Genomic DNA, 25320 nt, shown 5'->3' with positions numbered 1-25320 from the left:
GGGTGTTTCTAGAATCAGTCCATTCTATGAAAACCCGCACACCAAAATCTTTCAACGCCACCCCTGTCAAACCCGTCGCCGAAAAACGGCACAAAGGGGCAGGCGAGGTCCGCATCATCGGCGGCGAATGGCGCCGCACCAAATTGCCCGTGGCCTTGAAGCCCGGCCTGCGCCCCACACCAGACCGCGTGCGCGAAACCCTGTTCAACTGGCTGGGTCAATCGCTCTTGGGCTGGCGCTGTGTCGATCCGTTTGCGGGCACAGGCGCCTTGGGCTTTGAAGCCGCCTCACGCGGTGCGGCCCATGTGCAGGTGTGTGAACTCGACCCCGCTTTGGTGGCGCAGCTCAGCACCCAAGTCAACCGCCTCAAGGCCACCAATGTGCATGTGCTGCGCACCGATGGCGTGGCTTGCTTGAAGCAGCTCAGCGAATCAAGTGTGGATTTGATTTTCATTGACCCGCCGTTTGATGGCGCTTTGTTTGAGCCCTCGCTACTCGCTGCAGGCAAAGCCGTGAAAGCTGATGGCTATGTGTACCTCGAAGCGCCTCTGGCTTGGACAGATGAGCAGCTCGAGCCTATGGGCCTCTCGCTGTATCGCCACCTCAAAGCCGGCGCGGTGCACGCGCACTTGTTGCGCCGAATTGCATAATCAGTTTTGATATTTAGAAACACTTAGGAGCGCCCATGTCCAAGCAAGTTGTTGCCATTTACCCCGGCACCTTTGACCCCATCAGCTTGGGCCATGAAGACATCGTGTTGCGCGCTGCGGCCATGTTTGACAAGGTCATCTTGGCGGTGGCCACTGCCCACCACAAGAAAACCTTGTTCACCTTGGACGAGCGCATGGACATGGCGCGTGAGGCGATGGCCGCACACCCGCAAGTCGAAGTGGTGCCCTTCACCGGCTTGGCGCGCGACTTTGTGCGTAGCCACAACGCCACCGTGATGGTGCGCGGTGTGCGTACCGTGACTGACTTTGATTACGAGTTTCAACTCGCCGGCATGAACCGAGAGCTGATGCCTGAGGTGGAAACCGTGTTCCTCACCCCCAGCGCCAAATACCAATTCATCTCCAGCACCTTTGTGCGCGAAATCTCTTTGCTGGGGGCCGGTGATGATGGCAAAGACTTGGTGTCTGCAGGTGTGTACAAGCGGCTGTTAGCCAAGCGCACGGCGAAGTGACGGACTTTCTTCTCATCCGCCACGGCGAAACCGCTTGGAATCGCGAGCTACGGTTTCAGGGGCAGCTGGATGTGCCGCTCAATGAGATGGGCTTTGAACAAGCCCAGCGGTTGAAAACCCGCATGGTGCAAGCTTTGGCCGAATGGCAAACGCAGGGCCGTGTACCCACCCGACTCATCAGCAGCGATTTGCTGCGTGCCCAACAAACTGCCCAGCCTGTGGCCGAGGTGCTGGGCCACACCTGCATCTTGAATGCAGGCCTGCGCGAGCAGTGCTACGGCATGTTTGAAGGCATGTGCAGTCCCGATATTCAAGCGCAACACCCTGATGCCTGGCAACGTTGGTTGGCGTTTGATGCTGACTTGGCGGTGGAGGGCGCGGAGACGACCCGCGCGTTTCATGACCGCGTGATTGCCGCGTTGCAAGACTTAGCGCAGCAATACGAGGGCGAGTATGTGGTGGTGGTGACGCATGGCGGCGTGCTGGATATGGTGTGGCGTCATGCGCAAGCTTTGTCGCTCAGCGGCCCGCGCGTATGTGACATTCCCAACGCAGGCATCAATCAAGTCGCTTGGCGCGATGGTGGGCTGCACATCCAGCTGTGGGCCGATGCGGCGCATTTGGCGGATTTGCCTGAGCAACCGGTGTATAGCCAAAAACGTTTGCTTGAAGTGCGTGAGCAACTTGCTGCACAAACACATGCCAACGGTGTGGCCTAAGTGTGGCGCCCTTGGGTAACAGCAGGTGAGCTGGGATAATTGCTCTTTTATTTAGCCCCTTGACGGATTTTTTATGGCCTTGATGATCACCGACGAATGCATCAACTGCGATGTGTGTGAGCCCGAGTGCCCGAACGAAGCCATCTTCTTAGGGCCGGAGATTTACGAAATTAACCCCGACAAATGCACCGAGTGCGTGGGCCATTTCGACGAGCCCCAGTGTGTGCAGGTGTGTCCAGTGGCTTGCATTCCCGTGAACCCTGAGCGGGTAGAGGGTCGTGATGCACTGCTAGCGAAGTTTCGTTTGTTGCAGCAGACAGCCAAGTGATTCAACCCTCGCCTTGAAGCGCGTTGTGTTTTAGGGGTTAGAACTAGCAGGCACCGCTTTGGCGGTGCTTTTCTTTTTGGGCGCTGCCGTTGGATCTACGGCTGTGAAGTAGGGGTTGTTTGGTTTGCGGGCTTGTTTACCTTTGCGCTTGCCCTGTTTGGAGATTGGCTCTGTCTGGGTGACATTGCTAGATGATGGGTTGGTCGACGGCGCGCTAGGTGTGCTGAGTCGAATAGGTGCTGCTTGAGCTGCTTGTTGTTCAGCCTGCAGGCGTTGTTTCTCTAAGGCTTGTGCGTCACGCAAGTCACGTGTCGCCGCGTGGCCTTTGTCTGGCCCCTCGGTTTGCAGCACTGAGCTTGGTTTAACTTCAGTTGCAGCCCCATTGGCGCACTGGCTAGAGCTGCTGTACGCTTCACCGCAGCGGTACACCGTGTCTGCCAAGGTTGCATGGCTCAAGAGTGCCGCCATACCTAGTAAGGCAGCAAAACACTTAGTTGCTCTCAGCCCCTTTGGCTTGTGTTTTGTCAGCATCTGCAGCCCCTGTCTTCTCAGTGCCAGGCAGCGTAGTCGGCCGAGGTGGTTTGGGCCGGGGCGGCTTGGCGGTGTGAATCATTTGCGTGGCTTTCACCATATCGCCCGCAAGCAAATGCGGCAGGGCCAAGCTGGTGCGTGTGATGCAGTCTTCAATGGCGGTGCGTTGGTCGGGCGCTGGTTTCTTCAGCACCCAGTTCGCAACCTCTGATTTCACACCGGGGTGGCCAATGCCAATGCGCAGTCGCCAGTATTGGTCTGTGCCGAGCTGTGCATGGATGTCGCGCAGGCCATTGTGGCCAGCATGGCTGCCGCCGAGTTTGAGTTTGGCTTCGCCAGGCGTGATGTCCAACTCGTCGTGCACAACCAAAATTTCTTGAGGTTGAATTTTGAAGAAGCGCGCCAATGCACCTACCGATTTGCCTGAGAGGTTCATGAAGGTTTGCGGCTCTAACAGCCACACGTTCTCGCCCTTGACCGAGGTGCGTGCCACCAAGCCGTGGTACGCGCGGTCGGGTTGAAGGCTGACCTTGAGGTCGCGTGCCACTGTGTCTATCCACCAAAAGCCTGCGTTGTGACGCGTGGCTTCATATTCAGTGCCGGGGTTGCCCAGGCCAACAAGGAGCTTGATCATGTGATGATTATTCCAAAAGCAAAACGGCCCACCGAGGTGAGCCGTTCAAAGCAATCAATGAAGGATTGCAGAAAAGAAAAATTACTTCTTCTTTTTGTTGTCGCCAGCAGCAGCTGCGGCTTCTTGAGGTGTTGGCTCTTCGGCCTTGGTTGCCACTACGGCGACCAACACGGGGTTGGAAGTGCCAGGAGCCACAACGGTCACGCCTGCGGGCAGGGTGATGTCTTTGGCGTGCAAAGAGTGACCTTTGGTCAAGTTGCTCAAGTCCACAGCGATGAACTCAGGCAGATCTTTTGGCATGCAAGAGATTTCCAATTCAGTGGCGATGCGGTTGATCAAGCACTTGTCAACTTTGAAAGCTGGTGAGTTCTCTTCGCCAGAGTAGTGCAAAGGCACTTTCTTCTTCATCTTTGTGTTGGCATCGATGCGTTGGAAGTCGATGTGCAAAACGAGCTGTTTGAAGGGGTGGTATTGCACGTTGCGCAACAACACTTCGGTTGTTTTGCCGTTCAATTCCATTTGCAAGACAGAAGCGTGGAACGCTTCTTTCTTCAAGGCGTGCCACAAGGCGTTGTGATCGATTTCGATCAATGAAGGTTCAGTCGCGCCACCGTAGACGATGCCAGGTGTACGACCAGTGATACGCAGACGGCGGCTCGCACCCGTTCCCTGCTTAGCGCGCTCAAAAGCGACAAAATTCATAATTAACTCCAGTGAGAACCCACCGCGACCAGTGTGGCTCCAGTTTCAAAAATAGGCTGCATGAATGCAGCCCGGGGTCGATGTTCGACGACTTGGACGCTGACTGTTTAGAACAGCTGGTCTTGGTCGGAGAACAAACTCATGACCGACTCGCCGCTAGCAATGCGTTGGATCGTTTCGGCGATCAACGGAGCCACGGTGAGTTGGCGGATTTTTTTGCAGGCGCGACCAGCTTCGCTCAAAGGAATGGTGTTGGTCACCACAACTTCGTCGAGGGCATCGCCTTTGGCAATGCGTTCAATCGCAGGGCCAGAGAAGATGGGGTGTGTGCAGTAGGCGTAAACCTTCTTAGCACCACGCGTTTTCAAAACTTCAGCGGCTTTCACCAAAGTGCCTGCGGTGTCGATCATGTCGTCCATGATCACGCAGTTACGGCCTTCAATGTCGCCAATGACGTTCATCACTTCAGACACGTTGGCTTTGGGGCGGCGCTTGTCGATGATGGCCAAATCGCAACCGAGTTGCTTGGCCAAAGCACGGGCGCGCACCACACCACCCACATCGGGTGACACGACGATCAGGTCTTCGTAATTTTTTGTGCGCAAGTCGCCCAACAAAACGGGAGATGCGTAGATGTTGTCGACAGGAATGTCGAAGAAACCTTGAATTTGGTCAGCGTGCAAGTCCATGGTCAACACGCGAGCCACACCAGCGGTCTGCAGCAAATCAGCCACCAGTTTGGCGGAGATTGGCACACGGCTTGAACGTGGGCGGCGGTCTTGACGGGCGTAGCCGAAGTAGGGGATGACCGCGCTGATGCGCTCTGCTGAGGCGCGCTTTAAGGCGTCGACCATGATCAGCAATTCCATCAAGCTTTCGTTGGTGGGTGCGCAAGTGCTTTGCACCACGAACACATCGCGGGCACGCACGTTTTGGTTGATTTCAACAGTGACTTCGCCGTCTGAGAAGCGGCCCACATGGGCTGCGCCAACTTCGATACCGAGGTGAGTTGCGATTTCGGCAGCCAAAGTGGGGTTGGCATTGCCAGTAAAGACCATGAAGTCGGGGGTGTGGTTCGACATGATGACGTATGACTTTCGCTTCAAGACCAATGACGCTAAAAGCAGTCACTTGCAAACCAAGCACTGATGTGCTTTGAAAAATTAAGCACTGTGTGCTTTTGAAACATTTGGCAGGGGATCGAGGACTCGAACCTCGGAATGCTGGAATCAAAATCCAGTGCCTTAACCAACTTGGCGAATCCCCTACACAGGTCAATCGCTTTGCAGCGACCAACCGTTAACTTTCACTGGCTGCCCATCCCGCTTGTGGATGAACTGCCAAATTGCTGCATATCCGCATTTGCCAGTTGTTCGGGGCTGAGTCAATCAACACACCGTCATGTAACCGAGCAAACACTGCGCTGCCAGAGCCTGTCATGCGAGGGCTTAATCCAAAAGAACTCAACCACTGAAGGGCTTCGGTCATTTCGGGGCACAAGGCTTGAGCTACTGGCTGCAAATCGTTACGACCAAAACCGTAATGATTAACAGCGAAGACCGGCATTGTAGCAGTTTCTGTAGCGCGTTGCAGCTCCGGGGAGCGAAAAATTTTTGCAGTCTCTAAACCTGCATTGGGTTTGACCACAGCAAAGCGGGCAGAGGGTAAATCTATAGGCGTCATTTTCTCGCCAATGCCCTCCACCCATGCATTGTGTCCACCCAAGAAAAACGGCACATCTGCACCCAAAGCCAGGCCCAACGGCATGAGCTTGGAGAGTGGCCAGTGCAATCCCCATAAACGGTTGAGTGTCAGCAAGGTAGTCGCAGCATCCGACGATCCGCCGCCCATGCCCGCTTGTGCGGGGATGTGTTTTTCAATGGCGATGTGCGCGCCCAAAGATGTGCCGCTAGCACGCTGCAAAGATTGCGCAGCACGCACGACCAAGTCATCGGCAGGGAGTGCCACCGTGACATCTTCGCGCTCAATCACGCCATCGTCGCGCACGTCAAAGTGCAAGGTGTCGCACCAGTCGATCAGCATGAAGACCGATTGCAGCAAGTGGTAGCCGTCGTCGCGTCGCCCCGTGATGTGTAAAAACAGGTTGAGCTTGGCGGGGGCTAAGACGTTGTGTAGCGAGCGCATGAATTACTGATCGAGTTTGATGCGTAAGGTCACTTCGGGCGAAGGCGCCGTGCGACGTGCAATGAGTGAGCCTTGCGACACGGCCGATAAATCAGCTTGCCAGCCGGTCGCTTGCACGTGTTGACCTTGTAGCCAGCCAAAAATGGCATCGACTGGCAGGGCGGCTCCTGTGGCTTTTTCGGTCAGCTCGGCCAGTGAGTTGAAGTATTGGTGTTTGCCGCCGTCGCTGAATTGCACCAGTTGCGGCGTCCATTGCAAAGCGCCAAGTGTGGTGCCGAGTGGTGAATACAAATCAAGCTCGCCGTTGTAGGCGTCGCCGCGCAGCGAGAAGCTGGCGCTCATGGATGACGGTGCATCGCCCAGCACTTGGACGCTGATGCGGCCTTGCCATTCAGGCAGTTGGGCTGGTAGGTTTGTGGGCGAGCTAGCGTTGAGCCCTTTTGAGGGGCGGCTAGGCGTGGCACAGCCCACAAGCAAGACCCCTATCAGACAAGCAAGCCACCAAGCGCGCATGATTTACAGCGCAGGCTTGAGGCGTTGCAGCGTTTCTTGCAAGGTCTCGTTGTTAGGCGCTGTGTTTAGGCCCTCACGCCAAATTTGAATGGCTTCGTCTTGGCGCTTCATCTGCCACAACACTTCACCCAAGTGGGCTGCAATCTCAGCGTCTGCACGGTCTTTGTAGGCTTTTTGCAAGTAGCTCAGGGCTGAGGCCAAATTGCCCAAACGGAACTCCACCCAGCCTAGGCTATCGGTGATGAAGGGGTCGTCCGGTGCAAAGGTCAGGGCTTTGACGATGAGTTGCTTGGCTTCGGGCAGGCGAATGTGGCGATCTGCCAGCGAGAAGCCCAAGGCGTTGTAGGCGTTGTAATAGCTGGGGTTTTTGGCGATGACTTGGCGCAGCAGCTTTTCCATCTCATCGAGTTTGTTGAGCTTTTCGGCCAGCATCGCTTGTTCGTAGATCAGATCTGTGTTGTCGCCACTGTGGGCGGCCAGCAAATCAAAGGCGGCTTGCCATTGGCGATGCTCGCGCAAGAGCTGCACCTCGGCCAGCACGCGGCTGCGTTGCTCGTCTACGTTGTTGGCAGGAATTTGATGAATCAATTCACGTGCTTCGCCCATCTTGCCTTGGCGAGCCAGCAGCGCAGCGCGACGTGTTTGGGCTTGGTTCAAACCGCGTGTACTGGTGTCTGTTGGGGCTTGGGTCGCAAGGCTGACGTAGCGTGCCAGCGAGGCTTCGGCTTCTTTGTCTTGGCCTTGCTCGAATTGCAACGAGCCCAGCACCAGCCATGCATCCGCTAGCTTTGAATCTTTGCGTGTGATGGCTTGCAGTTGTTCGGTGGCTTCTGTGTAACGCTCCAGCTCAATCAGCACACGCACATGGCTCATGGCCATTTCGGTGCCGTCTTGTTTGCGCAAGCCTTGTTGCACTAGCGGTTCGGCTTCGGCTACTTTTTTCCCCATCAGCTCCATAGCCAACAGGGTGGGGCCTTGGGCCTTGATGTCGGCTGCTTGGCCTTTTTTCACCGCTTCAAGTGCGCCTGCTGCATCGTCACTTGCCAAACGCAGGCGTCCCAAACTGGTCCACGCCACAGCACCTGTGGTGTTGTTTTTATTTAAATAAGGCTCCAGCGCTTGCTGCACCACAGTTGCCGCACGTTTTTTGTTGGTGACGCGGGCGTAGTGGCGGGGAATCAAGTTGATGATGGCATCGCGTTCGGCATCGGGTGCGAGCGCGATTTCTTTTTTCAACGGCTCCAAGCTCTCTGCCACTTGGTTCAGCGCTAACAAAATTTGCAGCACTTGGTTGTTGGCTTTGCGGTCTTGCGGCCATGCCTGAGACCAAGAGCGTGCCGCCATCAACGCGCCGTCACCCGAACGGGCTTGCAGCGCAATCTCAACCGCGCGGTCATACAGCTGCACATCGTTGGATTTGCGAGCCGCATCGAGCAAGAGTGAAAAACCAGCGGCGGGTTCGCCTTGGCGCAGGTTCATCTCGCCCAACAAAATTTCGTAAAGCAACTCGCCGCTCATGGCCGAGTTTTCGGTCTTGTCGGCATCACTTGCTTGGGCGTGGCCTGTGACGGGAACGGCGCAAGACGCGGCCGTTAAGAGCGCAAGGCGCAAGGCCCAAAGACGTGCAGCAGACAAGGGGAATTTCATCCTCGCATCATAATCGCTGACTAAATTTTCTTCCCCGCCTATGCCTGAATTACCCGAAGTCGAAGTGACCCGTTTGAGCTTTGCTGACCGCATTGCTGGCGCGAGCGTGACAGGGGTGCGTGTGGGCAAGCCCTTGCGTTGGCCTTTGGGCTGTGAGCCCGAGTCGTTGATCGGCCGCCACGTGTTGGGCGTGCGCCGTCGCGGCAAGTATTTACTGGTGGATTTGGATGAGGGCTTGCTGCTGTGGCACTTGGGCATGTCGGGCAGCTTGTTGTTTGGCCCAGACCGCAGTGCGCCACAAGCCCATGACCATTTCGATTTAGACACTAACCAAGGCCTTCTGCGCCTGAACGATCCACGCCGTTTTGGCGCCGTGGTGTTTGCGCCTAGTGAGCAAAGTGTCGAGGCCGTGAAGCTGTTAGGCCACTTGGGCGTAGAGCCTTTGAACGGTGGTTTTGAGCTAGACGCTTTTCACGCCGGTTTGCGCAAACGCAAATCAGCCATCAAGCAAGTGCTGTTGGCCGGTGAGCTAGTTGTAGGTGTGGGTAATATTTATGCGTCTGAGGCGTTGTTCTTGGCGGGCATTCGTCCCACCACACGTGCGGACCGCATCAGTCGCCCGCGTGCTGAAAAGCTGCGCTTGGCTGTGATGGACGTGTTGGCACGTGCGGTGAAAAAAGGCGGCAGCACCTTGCGCGATTTCTCTGCCGCTGATGGCAAGAACGGTTACTTTCAACTCGAAGCCCATGTGTACGACCGCGTGGGTGAGCCTTGCCGTGTGTGCGGCACCAGCATTCGCCGCATCCAACAAGGCCAGCGCTCCACCTATTACTGCCCCGTATGTCAAAAACCATGACGAAGAAAAACAGCTTTGGCGACACCCTGGTGGCGTGGCAGAAAAAACATGGCCGTCATGACCTGCCATGGCAAAACACACAAGACCCGTATGCCGTGTGGCTGTCGGAAATCATGTTGCAGCAAACGCAGGTGGTCACGGTGCGCGAGTACTTTGCGCGTTTCATGACGCGCTTCCCCACGGTGGCTGATTTGGCCGCTGCGCACCAAGACGAGGTGCTGGGTTTGTGGAGTGGTTTGGGCTACTACAGCCGCGCTCGCAACATGCACCGTGCCGCGCAAGACGTGGTGGCTTTGCATGGTGGCGTGTTTCCGCGTGATTCTGAAACTTTGCAAACCTTGCCTGGCATTGGTCGTTCTACCGCAGCGGCTGTGGCCTCGCTGTGCTTTGGTGAACCCATTGCCATCTTGGATGGCAACGTCAAACGCGTGCTCACTCGGTATTTAGGCTTTAAAGACGATTTGGCTTCATCGAAAGTAGAAAAAGAACTGTGGGCCATCGCGCAAACTATGTTGCCCCAGCGTGATGTGAAGAGCGCCATGCCGCGCTACACCCAAGGCGTGATGGATTTGGGTGCCACCGTGTGCACGCCTAAAAAACCGCAATGCGTGCAATGCCCCGTGGCTGATGTTTGTGTGGCCAAGGCCGAAGGCCAGCCTGAAACTTATCCCGTCAAAACACGCAAACTCAAACGCACGTCAGAGCAGTTGTGGCTGTTGCAGGCTGTCACGCGCGATGGCGATGTGTGGCTGATGCAGCGCCCGCAAACAGGCGTGTGGGCGGGCTTGTACTGCTTGCCTGTGTTTGAAAGTTTTGATGCTTTGCTGGCTGCCTTGCCTGCCAAGTACCGCACGCAGTTGCATGAAGGCCCGGTGTTCAAGCATGTGCTGACGCACAAAGATTTGCATTTACATCCCGTGCAGCTGAATTTGCCAAGTGCTGTGAAGTTGGGCGCTGCGATGGGTGAGGGCCAGTGGGTGCTGCAAGCCGACTGGCCAGCGCTGGGGCTGCCAGCGCCTATTCGTAAGCTGCTGGCGAATTAAGGCGTAACGTCCAGTTCGCGGTGGCGCTTGAGCGTGACCCACTCTTTAGCAAAACGCTTGGACAGCAACTCCACCAAATACACAGACCGGTGTTGCCCACCGGTGCAGCCAATGGCCACGGTCACATAGCTGCGGTGGTCTTGGTTGAGGTCGGGCAACCACGTGTTCATGAAGTCGGTGATTTGGCTGGCCATCTTCTCGACTGCGCCATGCTCGGCCAACCAGTCGGCCACGGGTGCATCGCGCCCAGTCAGCGGGCGCAAGGCGGGTTCGTAGTGCGGGTTGGGCAGCATGCGCACATCAAACACATAGTCGGCATGCACGGGGATGCCGCGTTTGAAAGCGAACGATTCAAACATCAAAGTCAGCTGAGTGGCGGGTGCCGAGATGAGCGACTTGATGTATCCCTGCAGCTTGCTGCTGCGCAACAAGCTGGTGTCGATGATGTGTGATTCTTCGCGCAGTTCAGACAGCAGTTCACGTTCCAACTCAATCGCTTCGACCAAGTCGCGCTGTTGGTCGCGAATCACGTCTTGCCCATCTTGGCGGGACAGCGGGTGACGGCGGCGCGTTTCTGAAAAGCGGTGCACCAAAATTTCGGTGGTGGCATCTAAGAACAACAAGCGCACATCGACGTCCATTAGGCGCAAATGGGCCAACTGTGCAGGTACCAATGGCAAAGAACTTGCGCTACGCACGTCCATCGCAATGGCAACTTTGCTGATGCTTTGTTGCTCTTCCAGTTGCACGAAGGGCAGCAACAACTCAGGAGGCAGGTTGTCCACGCAGTAGTAGCCTGCGTCCTCTAGCGCGTTCAGCGCGACGGACTTTCCCGAGCCCGACATGCCTGTGATGAGCACCAGTTCTTGTTTCATTGTTTGCCAGTCTTTGCAGAGGTTTGAAGCATTTCGCGCGCATGGGCGAGGGTGGTGTCTGATACTTTTTCGCCACCCAACATGCGTGCAATTTCGTTCACCCTTGCATCGACACTCAGGGCGTTGACTTGACTCGATGTGCCTTGCGCATCGCTGTGTTTGGATACTACCAAGTGATGGTCCGCACATGCGGCAACTTGTGGCAAATGAGTCACGGCCAGCACTTGGCGGTCAATGCCTAGTTGCTTCATCAAGCGGCCCACGGTTTCAGCCACAGCACCGCCGACGCCTGAATCGACCTCGTCAAAGATCAGGGTTTGCGCCGTGCCTAGTTCGCTGGTGGTCACGGCAATGGCCAAGGCAATACGCGACAGCTCACCACCCGAAGCCACTTTGCCCACAGGGCGCGGTGTGCTGCCGGGGTGGCCTGCCACCAAGAAGGTAATGCTCTCAAGGCCGCTGGCAGTGGGCTGCTCGGTTTTGTCGAGCTGTACCTCAAAGCGGCCGCCTTGCATGCCCAAGCCTTGCATGGCTTGGGTGATGGCTGTGGCCAGTTTGGGCGCCGCTTGCGTGCGGGCTTGTGAAACTTTGCGGGCTTCAGCTTGGTAAACGGCTGCGGCTTTGGTTTCTGCAGCCTCAAGCGCTGCAAGGTCAGTCGCGGCGTCTAGCTGTGTCAAACGGGCTTTCCACTCTTGGTACAACGCTGGTAACTCTTGTGGCGTGCGCTTGAAGCGGCGTGCCAAAGACATCCACAACGACATGCGGTCATCCAGTGTTTGCAAGCGTGCGGGGTCGAGTTCTGTGCGGCCTAAATAGGCGTTGAGCGAATGCGCCACATCGCCTGCTTGCGCGAGGCTAGAGGCCAGCACATCCACCAGCGCGGTGAATTCGGGCTCCACATCGGTTTGGTCTTGAAGCGTGTCTTGGGCTTTGGCTAACAATCGCAGTGCGCCGCTGTCGTCGTCTTCAAGCGATTGGATGGCTGCTTGTGCCGCATCCATCAAGGCTTGCGCGTTGGACAGACGGGTGTGCTGGCTGTTGAGCTCGTCCCACTCGTCTTCGGCGGGGGCGAGCTTGTCGACCTCTGCAATTTGCCACAACAAGCGTTCGCGCTCTTCTTGCAGCGTGGCTTGCGCGGTGCGTGCTTCGTGCAGCGCTTGGGTGGCTTGACGCCATTGCGTCCATGTTTGGGTCAGGCCTTGCAAGCTCACACCCGCATAGGCGTCGAGCAAGCCGCGCACTGCGTCAGGGCGGGTCAGGCTTTGCCAAGCGTGTTGGCCGTGGATGTCGAGCACCCTATCGCCCAAGGCGCGCAGCTGAGTGGCGGTGGCGGGGCTGCCGTTGATCCATGCGCGGCTTTTGCCTTGCGCGTCAATCGTGCGTTTGAGCAACAAATGGTCGTCGGCGGTGATATCGGCAAAGCCTTCGCCGTCCAGCCACGTCAATATTTCGGGCGTGGTGTCGAATTCGGCACAAATTTCGGCACGCGCTGCGCCTTCGCGCACCACGCTGCTTTCAGCACGTGCACCCAGCACCAGTTGCAGGGCATCTATCAAAATCGATTTGCCAGCACCGGTCTCGCCGGTGAGCGCAGAAAAGCCGCTCGACAAGTCGAGGTCTAGTTCGCGCACGATCACAAAATCGCGCAAAACGATGTGCTGCAAACTCATGCCACGCCCTCGTTCCAGTGTAGTTTTTGGCGAAGAGTGTCGTAATAGCTCCAGCCGCGTGGGTGCAAAAAGGTGGCGTGGTAGTTCGAGCGCTTCACCGTGATGCGGTCGCCAATCAAGAGCGATGCGAGCGACTGCATGTCAAAGTTGGCGCTGGCGTCACGGCCAGCTACTAAGTCAATCGTTACTTCACCTGTATCAGCCAAAACGATGGGTCGGTTAGACAAGGTGTGTGGCGCAATCGGAGCTAGCACCCAAGCAGGCAAAGAGGTGTGCAGCAAAGGCCCCCCCACAGAGAGCGAGTAAGCGGTGGACCCCGTTGGCGTTGCAATGATCAATCCGTCGGCACGTTGGTTCGCCACAAAGCGGCCATCAATGGCCACACGCACTTCCAGCATGCCACTGGTCGCACCGCGGTTGACCACCACGTCGTTCAAAGCCAGTGCGTTGAACACGCAATGGCCATCGCGCCAGACCTTGGCGCGCATCAGGGCGCGACGATCTTCTTCGTAAGCACCGCCCAACATGGCGGTGAGCGCGGTTTTGACTTCGCTCAGCGGAATATCGGTGATGAAACCCAATCGACCTTGGTTGATGCCAATCAGCGGTACGTTGTGTGGGGCGAGTTGGCGGGCATAGCCCAGCATCGTGCCGTCGCCACCGAGCACAATGGCCAAGTCACAGGATTTGCCAATCTCTTCGATGGTCATCACGGTGTAGCCGCTCAGGCCAGAACCGGCTGCCGTGTCGTGTTCAATGACGACATCACAGCCAAGCGTGTGCAAGAACTGAGCAATGCCCTCTAAGGTCTCTCGGGAGGAGGCGTTGGCAATGCCCACAGACTGGTGATACTTGCCCAACAATGCGATCTGACGAAACTTCGATTTCATGGGCAAATTACATCACTAAAATTCGACAACAGGATGACCATGCTAGACGATCGCGCCAAGTTATTGCTCAAAGCGCTGGTAGAGCGCTACATCGCTGACGGGCAACCCGTCGGCTCGCGCACGTTGTCTCGTGCCACCGGCATCGAACTGTCGCCCGCCACCATTCGAAATGTGATGTCTGACCTAGAGGAGCTCGGCCTCATTGCCAGCCCGCACACCTCGGCAGGCCGCATTCCCACGGCGCTGGGCTACCGCTTGTTTGTGGACACCATGCTGACGGCTGAACGCAGTCACATGCAAACGCCAACGCTGGCCCCTGATCAACCGCAAAAGGTGATTGCCAATGCAGCGCATTTGCTGTCGGACTTGTCGCACTTTGTAGGTGTCGTGATTGCCCCCAAGCGCAGCTCGGTCTTTCGCCATATTGAGTTTTTACGTCTGTCGGATCGTCGTTTGTTGGTGATCATCGTGTCGCCCGAAGGTGATGTGCAAAACCGCGTGCTGTTCACCGAAACCGACTACACCGCCTCGCAGCTGGTGGAGGCGTCGAACTACTTGAACCACCATTTCGCAGGCATGGCCATTGAGCAAGTGCGTGAAAAGCTGTTGGCTGAGGTGGAGTCGCTGCGCGGAGAAATTGCCACGCTCATGCAAGCGGCTGTGCAGGTGAGCACCGAGGCGCTGACACAAGTGCAAGACGATGTGATCATCAGCGGCGAGCGCAACTTGCTGTCGGTGAGTGACTTCTCCAGCGACATGGGCAACCTGCGCCGTGCCTTTGACTTGTTTGAGCAAAAAGCGCAGCTGGTGCGTTTGCTAGACAGTTCAGCGCAGGCCGAAGGTGTGCGCATTTACATTGGTGGCGAAAGCAAAATCGTGCCGATGGAAGAGCTGTCGGTCGTCAGTGCCCCTTACGAAATCGACGGACATGTGGTGGGCACGCTGGGGGTGATTGGCCCTACGCGCATGGCCTATGACCGCATGATTCAAATTGTGGACATCACGTCAAAGCTTGTGAGCAACGCACTCAGCCACAAGTAAGCAGATCGCTCAATCAGCTTTAGGTTTTTGGCAAGCGCACGCCAAACAAAATACCGCAAGTTACCAAGGCCAAACCGCCCACTAGGTTGAGGCTCATGGGTTCGTTCAAGAACACCACAGCCCCCAAAGCTGAAAGGCCCGGCACCAATGCCGTGATCATGGTGGAGCGTACAGGGCCAAAGTGACGAATCATCACGTTGAAGGTGATGCCTGAAATCACGACCGAGCCCACGCCTTGGTAAACCGCTTGAAACAACATTTCTGCGGCTGGCGCGGTGCCCAAGTGCGTAGGCACCCAGCCAGCAAAAGCGGCCAAGCCATAGATGGGCACAAAGCTCACACACGAAAACGCGGTGATAGCGATGGTGGCGCGTACAGGTTCTAGCGCATGGCGACGCACCAGCACGCTGTAGCAGGCCCAACAAAAGGCAGCGCACATGAACATCACGTCGCCTTTCCAAACCTCGCCGCCATCAAATGCTTTGAGCAAGCTCGCACCGCCCACCAACATGTCACCCAACACAATACAAGCGAGGCCCATGGCGCGTGCACGGTTGATGTGGTCGTGTAAGACCACGATGGCCAAGAGCGAGGTCCACAACGGCAAGCTGCCCGGCATCAGCACGGAGGCGTGCGCAGCGGGCGCAAAGAAAAACCCCGAGTAGGCCAGCATGGCGTAAAGCATGCTGCCAAAAAGCCCAGCCAAGGCGGTGATGCGCAAGGGCAGGGGCGACAAGCCCATCAACGAGCCAATTTGTTCACCCGATTGACGTTGTGAACGCATGAGCCACCAACCCCAAGGCAGCAACACGCAGCCCGCGCCGATGATGCGCAGAAAAGCAATATCAAGGGGAAGCAGGTTGTGCGCAGCAGATGCGCGTGCCACCACGATGAACGATGACCAAATGAGCACCGTGACCACCGCAGCGGTGAGCCCGAGGGCTCTGGGAGAGAGTTTCATACAAGGGATGATAAATCCCTCGCTGACTTAAACCTGAGCAGGTTTAGAAGTTGAAGCCAACCAACACAGCGGCAGAGCTTTGCTTGAACTTGTCGCCGTTGAAACCGGCGTTGTTGCTATCGGCTTGACGTTCGGTCCACTCGGCTTGGATGAAGTTTTGACCATAGACGTAGTGCTTAATGCCAATGCCAAAGCTCTTGCCGCTGAGGTTGCGTGCGCTCACAGTGCTTTCGTAGCGGCTGGAATATGTTCCTAACTTGACGTACAGCAAAGAATTGGAGAGCAGCAGCAAACCCGGTTCGATGGTAATTTCTGTTGGAGTGTTTGTTGCCAAATATTCGCTATTTGTAATTTTTGAATTTTTCAAATCAAACGTGGCTGATACACCTAATTTGCCAGGATAGGCCAAGGCGAATGTGTAATTTACTTTGGCCACGCCCAAGGCCGTATTGCCCTTGGTGACTGCGCCCGATGAAGACGTCACTTGGGTTGCATTTTGTGCGAGACCCATGCTCAAGTTCACGCCTTCGTAATAAGCGTATGTAGGCTTAGCCGGTTGTGCCATTGCTGCATAAGCTGATGTGATGAGAGCAGCCAGCGTGATGAGTTTTTTCATGAAAGCACCTTTTTAAAAGAAGTTCGTTAAGGCAGGAATCGGTTTGTGATGCAAAAACTTGATCAAGGTTCCCACAATTCAGTGGTCGGTGTTGTGACACCTGATACCTGATTGTCAGCACCACTGATCAAAACTTTGCCGTTGCTGAGTAGCGTGCTCGAGTGGCCTGCACGTGCTGTTCGTAAAACTTTGGCGTAGTTTTCCCAGCTGGCTCCTAGTGGTGTGAATAGCTCAATCGATTTCAGTAAGGCTGAGCCATCTGTTCCTCCGATGATCAGCACCTTCCCGTTCGACAGATTGGTGCTGGTGTGCAGGGCTCGCGTTGTTGACATAGAGGTACTCGCTGAACAACTAGGAACTGGTGCAGTGAAGGTCGTGAAGTCACAAATTTCAGTTGTGTTTGTATAGCCACCAGTTAAAAGTATTTTTTTGGTCCCAGCCAATATGCTGGCAGCGTGGTCATGACGACCTTGCGTCAAGGTAGGCCCTGTTGCCCATGTTGAACTGGTGGGCGTGGTCGCGTTGTAAGTGAATACTTCGGTGGTTGTTTGCACGGCGGGGTCAAACCCACCGGTTAACACCACAGTGACGCCATCGCTTAATACGCTGGCCGTGTGTTTGCTACGAGGCGTGGACATCAACGCTGTGGATGGCGTCAGTGGCATGGATGTGAACGTACCCGTGAGAGGGGCGTAAATCTCAGCGACTCGTCCGTCTCCTACGTTGGTTGCAACGATGCCGCCTGCGATCAAAACTTTTCCATCGCTCAAGCGCGATGCTGTGTGGTACTTTCGACCGCGCGTCATAGGACCAGATGCTGTCCAAATGCCCGTTGCTGGATCGTAGATTTCGGTTGTGACAGATTCAACTGCACCGTCGAAGCCCCCGGCCACCAATATCTTGCCATCTAACAGCAAGGTCGCTGTGTGACCACGTCTAGCCACCGCCATGCTGCCAGTGGTCGTCCATGTATTGGTACTGGGGTCATACAGCTCTGCCGTTTTCAGTGGCGTCGTGCCGTTGTTTGTGCCACCAGCGACAAGCACTTTGTTTGTCGGTAGAAGAATTGCAATTTGTTCTGTTCGACCCGTCGTCAGTGCACCACCAGCTGTCAAAGGTAATGGGTCTGTGGAAACACTGACGATGGTTGTTGTTTGCAGCGTTGGGAATGTGCGGTGAGGTGTTTCGCGAATGTCCACATACTGCACCTGCATCGTGAAGGTTGTGTTGGCGGTAATTGTTGGTGTCAGCGTTGGGCAGGTGGTAGAGGCGGCCGTGGTGATGGTGGTGGTTGTTGTGGTGGTGATGACGCAATTTGAAATACTGAGCTTGTTGCTGTCGTAAGTGACGGTTGGTGTGATCGTGACCGTATTGCCTGAAATCACAGATGGTGCACTGCTAGCCAGTGCGAGCGTTGGTGTCACGATGTCAATGGCTGTCAGTGTGACGGTTACGTTTTTTGTGATGGTTAGCTCGCTAGGACGCACGGAGCTTGGATCCTGGTACTTCACTGTGAGTGTGTAAGTGGTCGTAGCCGTTGGGTAGTCGTCAATTGGCGTACCTGGATTAACCACTTGGCGTGTTTGTGCTTGACCGTTGCCGTCGGTCCATGTGATCACTCCTGAGCCATAGTTATAGCTAGGGGTTAATTGAATCTTGTTGCCTGAATAGACCGTTGCATTGGCATTCACTTGGCTGAATGTGACTCCTGGCGCTGAAGTCGTGGCAGCAGTGTTGGACGAGCCGCCCCCGCCCCCGCCACCACACGCGACGAGCAAGCAAAGGCCGCCAGCCATCAGCAAATGGCGTGGCCAGCGAATGATGTGGCTCTTAAGAGAGCTGAGGATCTCGAAGGTCATGGGCGTGAGTCAAAAACAGTCAGGGCGCTGGAATTAGCGCCGTCACAGATGTTTCGACTTGAGATCTGAATACTTGAATAACGCTCAGCCAGGTCAAACTACAATTGCCCCTTCGGTTGGGGCGTTAGCTCAGTTGGTTAGAGCAGAGGACTCATAATCCTTTGGTCCACGGTTCAAGTCCGTGACGCCCTACCAATCAAATCAAGGACTTAGCCCGGCTTTCATGCCGGGCTTTCTTGTTTCTGAGGCGCTCTTGTAGAAACTCTTCTACAAAATCTTTGGGGGAGGGGGAGAGCACGGTCGCAACTTTTGGCGACTTCTCCCAGCATTCGCTATGTTGTACGGAGCTGCATGAAATTGCTTTTTACAACGCTACACGCACTTTTTGCGTTGGTGCAGATAACACCTGTTCGCTCACTTCCATCATCATTTGCATCATGGACTCCATCATCTCCATGCGTTTTTCCATCATCTGCTGACGATCAGCCATGTTGCCGCTCATGTCCTTGCCACCTTGCATGCCCCCCCCATGCTGGACATACCACCCATTTGCTTCATCATGCCCATGCCGTCTTGCATCATCTTCATGTGCTCACCCATCAGTGCTTGGCGCTCCTCTGGAGTTTTGGCAGATGCCATTTTTTTGTGCATCGCCTGCATAGCTTTCATTTGCTTATCCATCGAGGCCATCTTGTCTTCATTCACGGATTTGACAGGCGTCTTTTTGGTCGTCGCAGCGGACGCAGTTGTTCCCGCTGGATGGTGATCTTTATGTTCATCGGCGTTTTGGGCAAAAGAACCCATCGAAGCTGCCGCGACACATAGTCCAATGAGTGAGTTGCGAATGTTTGTCATGATTTTTCCCTTACAAGTTTGAAAACAGCTACTTGCGCAAACCCGTAGGTTGCTGGAGCAGCACTGCACGCCGATACAACGTGTTTTTAATCGGCTGGCTGGATGTCAGTCACGATCATCTTGCCGCCTTCGCTTACAACCATAAACTTAATTTTTTCGCCCGGCTTGATGCTGGTCAACAAACGTTTGTCTTTGGCTGTGAAAACCATGGTCATGCTTGGCATTTCCAAGTGTTTGATCTCGCCATGCTTGATCGTGACTTTGCCTGCCTCAAGGTCTACCTTCTTGACTTCTCCATCCGTCAGGGATTGAGCAAATCCGCTCAACGGCAGAGCCATACCCATTGCAAGCGTGAATAAAGCGAGCGTCTTTTTGAGTGTGTTCATGTAAACCTCATGCGTAAGAGTGAAAAACTTTGGATGACCCGTCTTTTTGGATCAATAAGACTTGGTAGGCGTCATGCTTACCGCCATAGGCTGGGCCATCCATACCGGGTGATCCGATCGGCATCCCGGAAACAGCTAGACCCAAAGCCTGTGGCTTTTCTTTCAGCAGTCGCTGAATATCTATGGCTGGCACATGCCCCTCAATCACATAGCCTTCGATGAGTGCGGTGTGGCAGGAAGCAAACTTTTGAGGCATCCCCAACCGAGCACGCGCGGCGCTGTTGCCTTGGTCCATGACTTTCGTTGCGAAGTTGTTTTTTTCCATATGCGCAATCCAGTCTTTGCAGCAACCGCAGTTAGGGTCCTTCCAGATTTGGACAGTAATCGGGCTTGCTGCGACGGCAATTGAAGAGCCGTTCAGCGCAACCAGACTCAACAATACTGAGCGCCTCGTGAGATTCAGCGGGGTAATTTGGGAGGTCATAGCTTGTGCTCCTTTTCTCTGTAAAAAATTACTTTTTGCCAACTTTGATCGTGCCTTTCATTCCGGCTTCGTAGTGGCCGGGCATCAAGCAGGCGAAATTGACGATGCCCGCTTTGGTGAACTGCCAAATAATTTCACCCTGCTGCCCGGGGACAAGGGTGACTTTGTTTGGTTCGTCATGCTCCATGTCGGGAAACTTCTTCATCAACTCCAAATGTTCAAGTAATTCCTTTTGAGTGCCCAAACTCAATTCGTGCTTGACTTGACCATTGTTTTTGATGATGAACCGCACGGTTTCTCTCTGCTTGACTGAAATATTGGAAGGAGTAAAGCGCATGTTGTCAGTCATGCTGACAGTGATCGTCCGATTGACGCTTCCTGCCGAACCAGACTTACCGATCGCGCTCTCATGCTCTACATGGCCGTGACCAGCTGGATGATCGCCGCCCGCTATAGCCGCACCAGATAGAAAAAGTGCCGCTAACAAGATCATGATTTGGCTTTTTGTTCGTTTCATTTGAATTCTCCGTTTCGAGTTGTCGAGTCAATGCTCACCATGTGCTGTAGGTTTGCGAATCTGCACTTCAAAATCTTTGGGCGGCTTTTGAGACCTTGGCATGGATTGCCCACCTGCTGAACTGTTGCGAGCCGGTTTAGCCACAGCACCTCTGTAGGGCTGAGCCACCGTTCCTGCCGGATGTTTGTACCAACCGAGGGTTTCGTAGTCACCCGGTTTCTGGTCTTTGCGGACCTTCAGGACACTGAACATGCCGCCCATTTCGACAGACCCGAAAGGCCCGTCACCCGTCATCATCGGGATCGTGTTGTCAGGGATGGGCATTTCCATTTCAGACATATCGGCCATCCCGCGCTCACCCATCACCATGTAATCGGGAATCAAGCTGTTGATCTTCTTACCAATACCTCGATGGTCCACACCAATCATGGTAGGCACAGCATGACCCATGGCATTCATGGTGTGATGGCTCTTGTGGCAATGAAATGCCCAGTCACCTTCTTCATCAGCCACAAACTCAATCTGCCGCATTTGCCCCACTGCCACATCGGTCGTGACTTCTGGCCAACGAGCTGTTTTTGGAATGGGGCCACCGTCCGTTCCCGTGACCGTGAACTCGTGGCCATGCAAGTGAATCGGGTGATTGGTCATGGTCAAGTTACCCACGCGAATGCGCACCTTGTCATTGAGCCTGACATTCAACGAATCAATGCCCGGAAAGATGCGGCTGTTCCAACTCCACAGGTTGAAGTCCAGCATCGTCATTGTTTTGGGCGTGTAACTGCCCGGGTCAATGTCAAAGGCGTTCAACAAGAAACAGAAGTCGCGATTCACCTCGTCGATGAGGGGGTGCTTTTCTTTAGGGTGCGTGATCCACAGGCCCATCATGCCCATCGCCATCTGCGTCATTTCATCGGCATGTGGGTGGTACATGAAACTGCCCGGACGTCGTGCCACAAACTCGTAGACAAAGGTTTGTCCCGGTTTGATCGACCGTTGCGTCAAGCCCGATACACCATCCATGCCATTGGGCAAACGCTGACCATGCCAATGCACGCTGGTGTGTTCTGGCAATTTGTTGGTCACAAAAATACGCACGCGATCGCCTTCGACCACCTCGATGGTTGGGCCGGGGCTTTGCCCGTTGTAGCCCCAAAGATGCGCTTTGAAGCCGGGTGCCATCTCACGCACCACAGGCTCGGCGACCAAATGGAACTCTTTGACCCCTTGGTTCATGCGCCAAGGCAGAGTCCAGCCATTGAGTGTGACCACGGGGTTGTAGGGGCGTCCGGTGTTGGGGACCAAAGGCGGCATGGTGTCAGGCTTGGACTGAATCACAGGCTCTGGCAATCCAGCCAATGCGAAACGACCCACAGCTGCTGCCGAGACAGCGCCTCCCGCAATGCCTGCTGCTTTGAAAAAATCTCGTCTTGATGTCATGTCGATCCCCGATCAATGGCCAGCAGCCGTATTACTTGATGTGCTGCTGATGGCAGCTACACCGATAGCAGTTGGGCGACCAATCAATGTCGCTTGCAAGGCGGCATCAGCCAACCAAAACTGTTGCTCTGCGGCGATGGCCGAAATGACGGTGCCAATTTGGTCACGCGAATCAGCCAGCAACTCAAAAACGCCAATGATCATGCCGTTGTAGCGCAGCACGTTCTCTTCTGAAATCACCTTACGAAGCGGAATAACTTCATCTTTGTAATGCCTAGAGATGTCATAGGCTGTGCGGTAAGCCGCATAGTTCTCACGTAGGGACGACCCAGCAGAACGAATCGTGGCTTCCAGTTGATTGGCTGCGGCCAAGGTTTGAGCGTTCATGGCATCGCGTTGCAGATCGCCCCAATCAAAAATGGGTAACTTCACGCCAACCTCATAACCACGTCTTGAGCTGTAGGACGATGTGCTGCTGTCTGATACGCTGCCACGTCGCACAGACAGCTCGATGTCCGTCAAACTCGTCACCCTGTTCAAGCCCTGCGCTTTGGCCGCTGCGTTGAACGCCGCTTTCGCTTGCTGGACATCCAAGCGTTCTTGGCTGACTTGTTTGGCTACGTCCTCAGGTGACATGGGTTGTTTTGGAAGATTAGGCAATCTCTCAGGAAGCACGAGCTGTTTGGCTTGCACCTCATCCAAACCCAAGAGCCTCACCAGCTCCTCTTGGCGTGACACAGCCGTTTGTTTGGCTGTTGCCAATTGGGTGGCAGCATCTGCATAAAACGCTTGGTGTCTTGCTCGCGTGAGTTTGTTGAAGTTACCTACAGACTCCATCCGCCGGGCCAACTCCGCACTCGCTTCTGCGCTGGCTAACACTTGGCCTGCATACTTGTACGACTGCTCTGCCGCAACCGCACGCACCCATGCTTGACGCACGCGGGTGACTTGATCCACCACCTCCGCTGTAATGCGAATTTGAGCTTGTTCAACGCGATGGTTAGCTATCGCCGAACGTTGAGGCAAGGTGATCAGGTCCAACAAGCCAAACGAGAAGAAGCGATTCAGCTCAGTCTCACTGCCCGTCACCACGCTTTCAAAAGCGAAGGTGGGGTTGGAGATTCGCCCCGACTGCGCCGCACTTGCTGCTTCGGCCCAGTTTTGAGCCAGCAAGGCTTGGAACGCAGGGCTGTTGGCCAGCAGCAACTGGACGGTTTCTTTTTGTCCAACGGGCTTGGCTAAAAGTTGATTCGTAGCAGCAAGACGCTTGTCACGTTCTTCCTTGGTTTTTGCAAGGTTCAACTCGTTTTGGGTAAAGCCACTGGCTTCACGATTGGCTCTGTCTATACCTTGATCTAAGTTGTAGCTGGCACAGCCGGACAACCCAAGAGCGACTGCCGTTAGCACCATTGATTTGAATTTGAGGTTCATTGGTGACCTCCATGAATATGCGCCGGAGTGGACGGCTTAGCGTCTGTGTCTTGCGTGATCTCTTTGGCATACGCACGCCACCCGCCAATGTCTTTCACAGTGTCATTGCTCTGCTTCCAAGATTGGACAGTGGACGCAGAGTAGCGCTGGTAATTTTCAAAAGAAGACTGGTAGATCAACTCAACGGATTTCTCCGGAGTCCGAACTTCGAGTTTGATGTCATTCTGCGCCCAAGCACTGCTCCAATGAAGGCAGGCAAGCAATACAGCTGCAGTCAGCTGTGGCGGCTTTGGAGATTTGGGATACATAGATTCCTCGTTAACCATGAAGCAATCGACTCTCGTGATGTCGATCAATCACGAGAACGAGCTGCAATTCGCGCAACCGCAAGGTTGCTAAATTGCTCAGGCGAGGAAGGAACGCGGAGGTCGCTCTAAGTTGTGGGGAGAAAACTCACCCAAGAGCACGGCGCTGGTCGCGACAAAGGTGCTGACTTCTTGGCTGAAAACCAAGTTGATCGGCGCTGGCAACAAAGCTGTGCCAAAGCAGCATTGGGCGCAAGTGCTGCATTTGTGATTCAAGCTCTTAGCAGTCTCAGCTTTGGATACTTGATGATCCGAAGGCTGGGTCTGGTCGTGATGATGATCAGCGGCTTGATGATGCGAGTGATCAGCCGCTGTTTGAACGACCGAAGAAGCCGCACCGCCACCATGACAAAACATTTGAGTGACCGAAGCCATCCCTTGCAATGGAATTGCAAGAGCAAGCAGACACATCACTAAAAATCTCACGGTTTTCACGATTCAATATTAGCATGGTTTCTATATTGAGACAAAGCCCCTAGGAGGATTCAAATGTAAGAAGTGCCCGACTAAGTGACTAAGTGACTAAGCATTCCTCAGTGTGTGCTGATGGTGAATGTCTGGGTAATGGGGGTGCTTGTGCGTCACTTCCGCGTGGACATGTCTGTGAACATGTGGTTCATGGCCATCCCACGCAAAGCTGTGAATGTGCTGATGGTGTTCATCGTGCGCATGTTTGTGCTCATGATCCAGCGCCTCGTGATGATGCGCATGCTCATGGAGTTCTGTAAGGTGTATCCAGACCCCAGTTGCCATCAATAAAGTTGCTAGCCAGAATAAGCCACCTGTTGGCTCACCGAACCAAAGAACTGATATTGTTGCCCCTATGAATGGAGCTGTTGAGAAGTACGCGCCTGTCCGAGCCGCTCCCAATCCACGAAGCGCCAATACAAACAGCACAAAACTCAAACCGTAGCCAATCAGACCAAGTGTCATGGTCGAAATGGTAGCGATGCCAGTGGGCAAAGATAGGCCTATCAGCAATGCGAGTGCGCAATTGACCGAGCCTGCGATTAGTCCCTTAACTCCAGCAATGAACAATGCATCTGAGGCCGACACTTTGCGGGTAAGGTTGTTGTCAATCGCCCAACAAAGGCATGCTGCTGCAATCAGCATTGGCCCCGACCAGTTGAAGCCGATTTCGCCGATTGTTTGAAAAGACAATGCTCCTCCTCCGAGAACGATAGCTACCATGCCAAGCACGATGCGCTTGTCTGCACTCTCACGGAAAACTACCCAAGCAATTAGTGCCGTCAGCACTGCCTCTAAGTTGAGTAGTAGCGAGGCTGTTGATCCAGTCGTTTGTTCTAAGCCAAATAGCAAAGCGACAGGTCCCAGAACACCACCAAATAAGATCGCACCTGAGAACCAAGACCATTCGGAAGTCGCAAGATTTGGGACAGTCCAACCTTTGTCGCGGATAAGTCGAATTAGCACAAGGCCTATCCCGCTGCCTAAGTAAAGCAAACCCGCCAACATGACCGGAGCATCATCACCGATTAGCTCTTTTGCAAACGGCGTGCTCGCACCAAAGAGAGCAGCTGCAAGCAGTGCATAAAAAACATCACGGTTCATTCTTGGCTGGCCTTCACTATAAAAATTGGTAGAGCAGACGAGCTATGCTCATCTTTC

28 protein-coding genes, 2 tRNA genes and 1 pseudogene are annotated in these 25320 nt (G+C 54.8%); 9 read left to right on the top strand and 22 right to left on the bottom strand.

Annotated features, from left to right (window positions below):
- Positions 1–26 precede the first annotated feature (26 nt).
- The 4 genes from rsmD to LINBF2_RS09535 all read left to right on the top strand — a co-directional run bounded on the left by rsmD (position 27) and on the right by LINBF2_RS09535 (position 2230).
- On the top strand, positions 27–650 hold the full coding sequence (gene rsmD, locus LINBF2_RS09550) for a 16S rRNA (guanine(966)-N(2))-methyltransferase RsmD (protein ID WP_281888435.1): 624 nt from the start codon (positions 27–29) through the stop codon (positions 648–650).
- A gap of 35 nt (positions 651–685) precedes the next feature.
- Positions 686–1183, top strand: a complete 498-nt coding sequence (coaD, locus tag LINBF2_RS09545) for a pantetheine-phosphate adenylyltransferase (protein ID WP_104801786.1) — start codon at positions 686–688, stop codon at positions 1181–1183.
- On the top strand, positions 1180–1902 hold the full coding sequence (locus LINBF2_RS09540) for a histidine phosphatase family protein (protein ID WP_281888433.1): 723 nt from the start codon (positions 1180–1182) through the stop codon (positions 1900–1902). The genes coaD and LINBF2_RS09540 overlap by 4 nt, the downstream gene beginning before the upstream one ends.
- Positions 1903–1975: 73 nt before the next feature.
- On the top strand, positions 1976–2230 hold the full coding sequence (locus LINBF2_RS09535) for a YfhL family 4Fe-4S dicluster ferredoxin (RefSeq protein WP_104801784.1): 255 nt from the start codon (positions 1976–1978) through the stop codon (positions 2228–2230).
- Positions 2231–2260: 30 nt separating this feature from the next.
- Here LINBF2_RS09535 and LINBF2_RS09530 read toward each other — a convergent pair whose 3' ends face one another.
- From LINBF2_RS09530 to LINBF2_RS09495, 8 genes are all read right to left on the bottom strand, one after another.
- Positions 2261–2686 (bottom strand): hypothetical protein, encoded by a 426-nt coding sequence (locus LINBF2_RS09530; RefSeq protein WP_281888430.1) that lies wholly within the window; start codon positions 2684–2686, stop codon positions 2261–2263.
- Between the two features lie 34 nt (positions 2687–2720).
- Positions 2721–3395 carry an aminoacyl-tRNA hydrolase gene (pth, locus tag LINBF2_RS09525; RefSeq protein ID WP_281888428.1) on the bottom strand — a complete coding sequence of 225 codons (675 nt, stop codon included), beginning with the start codon at positions 3393–3395 and terminating at the stop codon, positions 2721–2723.
- An 81-nt stretch (positions 3396–3476) separates the two neighbouring features.
- A complete protein-coding gene (locus LINBF2_RS09520; protein WP_104801781.1) occupies positions 3477–4097 on the bottom strand; it encodes a 50S ribosomal protein L25/general stress protein Ctc in 621 nt (206 codons plus the stop codon).
- Positions 4098–4204: 107 nt separating this feature from the next.
- Complete coding sequence (locus LINBF2_RS09515; RefSeq protein ID WP_104801821.1) at positions 4205–5182, bottom strand: ribose-phosphate pyrophosphokinase; 978 nt, start codon at positions 5180–5182, stop codon at positions 4205–4207.
- A gap of 105 nt (positions 5183–5287) precedes the next feature.
- Positions 5288–5364, bottom strand: a tRNA-Gln gene (locus tag LINBF2_RS09510).
- A 32-nt stretch (positions 5365–5396) separates the two neighbouring features.
- Complete coding sequence (gene ispE, locus LINBF2_RS09505) at positions 5397–6242, bottom strand: 4-(cytidine 5'-diphospho)-2-C-methyl-D-erythritol kinase (protein WP_104801780.1); 846 nt, start codon at positions 6240–6242, stop codon at positions 5397–5399.
- 3 nt (positions 6243–6245) lie between these two features.
- Complete coding sequence (locus LINBF2_RS09500) at positions 6246–6755, bottom strand: lipoprotein insertase outer membrane protein LolB (RefSeq protein WP_104801779.1); 510 nt, start codon at positions 6753–6755, stop codon at positions 6246–6248.
- Between the two features lie 3 nt (positions 6756–6758).
- Positions 6759–8402, bottom strand: coding sequence for a tetratricopeptide repeat protein (locus tag LINBF2_RS09495; RefSeq protein WP_236658042.1), 1644 nt, complete (start codon positions 8400–8402; stop codon positions 6759–6761).
- 40 nt (positions 8403–8442) lie between these two features.
- Here LINBF2_RS09495 and mutM point away from each other — a divergent pair, with 40 nt between their 5' ends.
- Together mutM and mutY are read left to right on the top strand one after the other, a co-directional pair.
- Positions 8443–9258 carry a bifunctional DNA-formamidopyrimidine glycosylase/DNA-(apurinic or apyrimidinic site) lyase gene (gene mutM / locus LINBF2_RS09490; protein WP_281888423.1) on the top strand — a complete coding sequence of 272 codons (816 nt, stop codon included), beginning with the start codon at positions 8443–8445 and terminating at the stop codon, positions 9256–9258.
- Positions 9255–10301: an A/G-specific adenine glycosylase gene (mutY, locus tag LINBF2_RS09485; protein ID WP_281888421.1), complete on the top strand. Its 1047-nt coding sequence runs from the start codon at positions 9255–9257 to the stop codon at positions 10299–10301. Before mutM ends, mutY begins: the two co-directional genes overlap by 4 nt.
- On the opposite strand, the gene rapZ is transcribed toward mutY, so the two are convergent.
- From rapZ to LINBF2_RS09470, 3 genes are read right to left on the bottom strand one after another with little or no spacing between them, the layout of a single operon-like run.
- On the bottom strand, positions 10298–11176 hold the full coding sequence (gene rapZ, locus LINBF2_RS09480; RefSeq protein ID WP_281888419.1) for an RNase adapter RapZ: 879 nt from the start codon (positions 11174–11176) through the stop codon (positions 10298–10300). The two genes, mutY and rapZ, sit on opposite strands and share 4 nt — an antisense overlap.
- Positions 11173–12846, bottom strand: coding sequence for a DNA repair protein RecN (gene recN, locus LINBF2_RS09475; protein WP_281888417.1), 1674 nt, complete (start codon positions 12844–12846; stop codon positions 11173–11175). Before recN ends, rapZ begins: the two co-directional genes overlap by 4 nt.
- Positions 12843–13736: an NAD kinase gene (locus LINBF2_RS09470; protein ID WP_281888415.1), complete on the bottom strand. Its 894-nt coding sequence runs from the start codon at positions 13734–13736 to the stop codon at positions 12843–12845. Before LINBF2_RS09470 ends, recN begins: the two co-directional genes overlap by 4 nt.
- 39 nt (positions 13737–13775) lie before the next feature.
- Here LINBF2_RS09470 and hrcA point away from each other — a divergent pair, with 39 nt between their 5' ends.
- On the top strand, positions 13776–14777 hold the full coding sequence (hrcA, locus tag LINBF2_RS09465; RefSeq protein ID WP_281891318.1) for a heat-inducible transcriptional repressor HrcA: 1002 nt from the start codon (positions 13776–13778) through the stop codon (positions 14775–14777).
- A 19-nt stretch (positions 14778–14796) separates the two neighbouring features.
- Here the strand turns inward: hrcA and LINBF2_RS09460 are convergent, their stop codons facing one another.
- The 3 genes from LINBF2_RS09460 to LINBF2_RS09450 all read right to left on the bottom strand — a co-directional run bounded on the left by LINBF2_RS09460 (position 14797) and on the right by LINBF2_RS09450 (position 18045).
- A complete protein-coding gene (locus tag LINBF2_RS09460) occupies positions 14797–15738 on the bottom strand; it encodes a DMT family transporter (RefSeq protein WP_281888413.1) in 942 nt (313 codons plus the stop codon).
- A 43-nt stretch (positions 15739–15781) separates the two neighbouring features.
- Positions 15782–16354, bottom strand: coding sequence for a hypothetical protein (locus LINBF2_RS09455; protein ID WP_104801772.1), 573 nt, complete (start codon positions 16352–16354; stop codon positions 15782–15784).
- 62 nt (positions 16355–16416) lie between these two features.
- On the bottom strand, positions 16417–18045 hold the full coding sequence (locus LINBF2_RS09450) for a kelch motif-containing protein (protein ID WP_281888411.1): 1629 nt from the start codon (positions 18043–18045) through the stop codon (positions 16417–16419).
- Between the two features lie 286 nt (positions 18046–18331).
- Between LINBF2_RS09450 and LINBF2_RS09445 the strand changes: the two genes are divergently transcribed.
- Positions 18332–18408: transfer RNA gene (locus LINBF2_RS09445), tRNA-Ile, on the top strand.
- A gap of 169 nt (positions 18409–18577) precedes the next feature.
- Here the strand turns inward: LINBF2_RS09445 and LINBF2_RS09440 are convergent.
- The 7 genes and pseudogenes from LINBF2_RS09440 to LINBF2_RS09410 form a co-directional block, all read right to left on the bottom strand.
- Positions 18578–19068, bottom strand: a pseudogene (locus LINBF2_RS09440) (hypothetical protein).
- An 86-nt stretch (positions 19069–19154) separates the two neighbouring features.
- Complete coding sequence (locus tag LINBF2_RS09435; protein WP_104801770.1) at positions 19155–19454, bottom strand: copper-binding protein; 300 nt, start codon at positions 19452–19454, stop codon at positions 19155–19157.
- A 7-nt stretch (positions 19455–19461) separates the two neighbouring features.
- Positions 19462–19938, bottom strand: coding sequence for a DUF411 domain-containing protein (locus LINBF2_RS09430; RefSeq protein WP_104801769.1), 477 nt, complete (start codon positions 19936–19938; stop codon positions 19462–19464).
- Between the two features lie 28 nt (positions 19939–19966).
- A complete protein-coding gene (locus LINBF2_RS09425; protein WP_281888408.1) occupies positions 19967–20455 on the bottom strand; it encodes a cupredoxin family protein in 489 nt (162 codons plus the stop codon).
- A 27-nt stretch (positions 20456–20482) separates the two neighbouring features.
- Positions 20483–21895 (bottom strand): copper oxidase, encoded by a 1413-nt coding sequence (locus LINBF2_RS09420; RefSeq protein WP_281888406.1) that lies wholly within the window; start codon positions 21893–21895, stop codon positions 20483–20485.
- A 12-nt stretch (positions 21896–21907) separates the two neighbouring features.
- The gene (locus LINBF2_RS09415; RefSeq protein WP_104801766.1) at positions 21908–23326 is read right to left on the bottom strand and encodes a TolC family protein; all 1419 of its coding nucleotides are present in this window, start codon (positions 23324–23326) and stop codon (positions 21908–21910) included.
- Positions 23323–23634: a hypothetical protein gene (locus tag LINBF2_RS09410; protein ID WP_146100196.1), complete on the bottom strand. Its 312-nt coding sequence runs from the start codon at positions 23632–23634 to the stop codon at positions 23323–23325. Before LINBF2_RS09410 ends, LINBF2_RS09415 begins: the two co-directional genes overlap by 4 nt.
- Positions 23635–23823: 189 nt before the next feature.
- Between LINBF2_RS09410 and LINBF2_RS09405 the strand changes: the two genes are divergently transcribed.
- Positions 23824–24108, top strand: coding sequence for a hypothetical protein (locus LINBF2_RS09405; protein WP_146100195.1), 285 nt, complete (start codon positions 23824–23826; stop codon positions 24106–24108).
- Positions 24109–24213: 105 nt separating this feature from the next.
- Here the strand turns inward: LINBF2_RS09405 and LINBF2_RS09400 are convergent, their stop codons facing one another.
- Positions 24214–25263, bottom strand: coding sequence for a DMT family transporter (locus LINBF2_RS09400; protein WP_281888402.1), 1050 nt, complete (start codon positions 25261–25263; stop codon positions 24214–24216).
- Positions 25264–25320: the final 57 nt, after the last annotated feature.

Origin of the sequence: Limnohabitans sp. TEGF004, assembly GCF_027924965.1 — a bacterium.
GTDB lineage: Bacteria > Pseudomonadota > Gammaproteobacteria > Burkholderiales > Burkholderiaceae_C > Limnohabitans.
This window is presented reverse-complemented; position numbering and strand designations above follow the sequence as displayed.

Bases quoted from the DNA above. Each gene is read 5' to 3' on its own strand.
- rsmD (WP_281888435.1), top strand. From the start codon at position 27: ATGAAAACCCGCACACCAAAATCTTTCAACGCCACCCCTGTCAAACCC.
- coaD (WP_104801786.1), top strand. From the start codon at position 686: ATGTCCAAGCAAGTTGTTGCCATTTACCCCGGCACCTTTGACCCCATC.
- LINBF2_RS09535 (WP_104801784.1), top strand. From the start codon at position 1,976: ATGGCCTTGATGATCACCGACGAATGCATCAACTGCGATGTGTGTGAG.
- pth (WP_281888428.1), bottom strand. From the start codon at position 3,395: ATGATCAAGCTCCTTGTTGGCCTGGGCAACCCCGGCACTGAATATGAA.
- LINBF2_RS09520 (WP_104801781.1), bottom strand. From the start codon at position 4,097: ATGAATTTTGTCGCTTTTGAGCGCGCTAAGCAGGGAACGGGTGCGAGC.
- ispE (WP_104801780.1), bottom strand. From the start codon at position 6,242: ATGCGCTCGCTACACAACGTCTTAGCCCCCGCCAAGCTCAACCTGTTT.
- LINBF2_RS09500 (WP_104801779.1), bottom strand. From the start codon at position 6,755: ATGCGCGCTTGGTGGCTTGCTTGTCTGATAGGGGTCTTGCTTGTGGGC.
- LINBF2_RS09495 (WP_236658042.1), bottom strand. From the start codon at position 8,402: ATGAAATTCCCCTTGTCTGCTGCACGTCTTTGGGCCTTGCGCCTTGCG.
- mutM (WP_281888423.1), top strand. From the start codon at position 8,443: ATGCCTGAATTACCCGAAGTCGAAGTGACCCGTTTGAGCTTTGCTGAC.
- mutY (WP_281888421.1), top strand. From the start codon at position 9,255: ATGACGAAGAAAAACAGCTTTGGCGACACCCTGGTGGCGTGGCAGAAA.
- rapZ (WP_281888419.1), bottom strand. From the start codon at position 11,176: ATGAAACAAGAACTGGTGCTCATCACAGGCATGTCGGGCTCGGGAAAG.
- recN (WP_281888417.1), bottom strand. From the start codon at position 12,846: ATGAGTTTGCAGCACATCGTTTTGCGCGATTTTGTGATCGTGCGCGAA.
- LINBF2_RS09470 (WP_281888415.1), bottom strand. From the start codon at position 13,736: ATGAAATCGAAGTTTCGTCAGATCGCATTGTTGGGCAAGTATCACCAG.
- hrcA (WP_281891318.1), top strand. From the start codon at position 13,776: ATGCTAGACGATCGCGCCAAGTTATTGCTCAAAGCGCTGGTAGAGCGC.
- LINBF2_RS09460 (WP_281888413.1), bottom strand. From the start codon at position 15,738: ATGAAACTCTCTCCCAGAGCCCTCGGGCTCACCGCTGCGGTGGTCACG.
- LINBF2_RS09455 (WP_104801772.1), bottom strand. From the start codon at position 16,354: ATGAAAAAACTCATCACGCTGGCTGCTCTCATCACATCAGCTTATGCA.
- LINBF2_RS09435 (WP_104801770.1), bottom strand. From the start codon at position 19,454: ATGAACACACTCAAAAAGACGCTCGCTTTATTCACGCTTGCAATGGGT.
- LINBF2_RS09430 (WP_104801769.1), bottom strand. From the start codon at position 19,938: ATGACCTCCCAAATTACCCCGCTGAATCTCACGAGGCGCTCAGTATTG.
- LINBF2_RS09425 (WP_281888408.1), bottom strand. From the start codon at position 20,455: ATGAAACGAACAAAAAGCCAAATCATGATCTTGTTAGCGGCACTTTTT.
- LINBF2_RS09420 (WP_281888406.1), bottom strand. From the start codon at position 21,895: ATGACATCAAGACGAGATTTTTTCAAAGCAGCAGGCATTGCGGGAGGC.
- LINBF2_RS09415 (WP_104801766.1), bottom strand. From the start codon at position 23,326: ATGAACCTCAAATTCAAATCAATGGTGCTAACGGCAGTCGCTCTTGGG.
- LINBF2_RS09410 (WP_146100196.1), bottom strand. From the start codon at position 23,634: ATGTATCCCAAATCTCCAAAGCCGCCACAGCTGACTGCAGCTGTATTG.
- LINBF2_RS09400 (WP_281888402.1), bottom strand. From the start codon at position 25,263: ATGAACCGTGATGTTTTTTATGCACTGCTTGCAGCTGCTCTCTTTGGT.